General features: G+C 60.7%; 1 protein-coding gene. It reads left to right on the forward strand.

Annotation, left to right across the window (positions count from 1 at the left end; genetic code table 11):
- Positions 1-426: 426 nt before the first annotated feature.
- The coding region (locus K309_RS0134960) for a recombinase family protein (RefSeq protein ID WP_035878961.1) at positions 427-1,416 on the forward strand (990 nt) is incomplete at its 3' end.

Consider the following 1,416-nt stretch of genomic DNA (forward strand, 5'->3'; position numbering starts at 1 on the left):
GCGCACCACGCGCGCCTTCTCCTGGGCGCGGCCGACATACAGAACCCCTTCGTCGGCGTCGAACTGCTGCAGATACTGCTGGGTGATGTCGTCCTTGCTCCGGCAACAACATAGCAAACTCGCGGGTAAGATGTGGCCTTCGCATATCAAGGGAGTGCCTGGCGCCATGGTCCAGAGGATGTCTTGCCATTGATACGGTTCTCGTGCTTGAGGCCGTTGCTCCCGCTGACTGGGAGCCGCATCGATGACACGGGGACGACGCAAGCACTGGCGAGTGCGTCTCGCTTTCGAGCCTAGCCGATACTCCGGCGAACAATTGCAGAAGGCCTACGAACAGCTCAGTCCAGTGGACGCGCGCAGCACTGCGCGACCATCGGATGCCAAGCCCGAAGTGGTGGCACAACTGGCTATGAAGCGAGGGAAGCGATGAGCAACGCTGCCATGGTCGCGCTTTATGCGCGCGTGTCATCAGAGCAACAAAGCAAACGCGGCACCATTGACAGCCAGATCGCAGCATTGAAGGAGCGGATTCAGGTCGACGGTGCGCAGATTGTGGAGGACATGTGCTTCATTGATGCCGGGGTGAGCGGTGCAACGCTGGTTAGGCCGCAACTTGAGCGCCTACGGGACGCCGCCGCACTCGGGACGATCGATCGGCTGTACATCCTGGCGCCGGACCGACTGGCACGCAAATACGCGCATCAGGCGCTGCTGATGGAAGAGCTGTCCGCGTGCGGTGTACAGGTAGTGTTCCTCAACCACGCAATTGGCACGACGCCGGAAGAGTCACTGCTCTTGCAGATGCAGGGCATGATCGCGGAATACGAACGAGCCAAGATCGCTGAGCGCAACCGCCGTGGCAAGCTTCACGGTGCCAAACGTGGCAATGTCAATGTGCTATCTGGGGCGCCTTACGGCTACCGCTATATCCGCAGGCAGCTCGACGGGACACCGGCCCACTACGTCATCGAACTGCCCCAAGCCGCAACGGTAAGAGCGATGTTCCAATGGGTAGGTCTGGAGCGCCTGAGCATCGGAGAAGTGGTACGCCGGCTTGCCGAGGCTGGTACCGAAACGGCTTCGGGGAAGCCGTTCTGGGATCGTAGCGTGGTGTGGGGCATATTGCGCAATCCGGCTTACATGGGACGGGCCGCGTTCGGCAAAACGCAGGTGCGCGATCATCTGCATGTACGTGTGCGTGCCCAACGCCACAGTGCCGATGTGCCCAAGAAACCGTATTCAACGATACGTGCGGATCCGCAGCAGTGGATCGAAATTCCGGTGCCGGCCATCATCAGTGAAGCGCTGTTCCATACCGTCCAGGAGCAGCTTGCAGAGAACCGCAAGCGGGCACGTCAGCGACGGGATAATGCGCCGCTGCGCCTGCTGCAGGGGCTGACTGTATGCGGACATTGC

This window comes from Cupriavidus phytohabitans, from assembly GCF_000426345.1.
In the GTDB taxonomy this organism is placed as follows: Bacteria; Pseudomonadota; Gammaproteobacteria; order Burkholderiales; family Burkholderiaceae; genus Cupriavidus.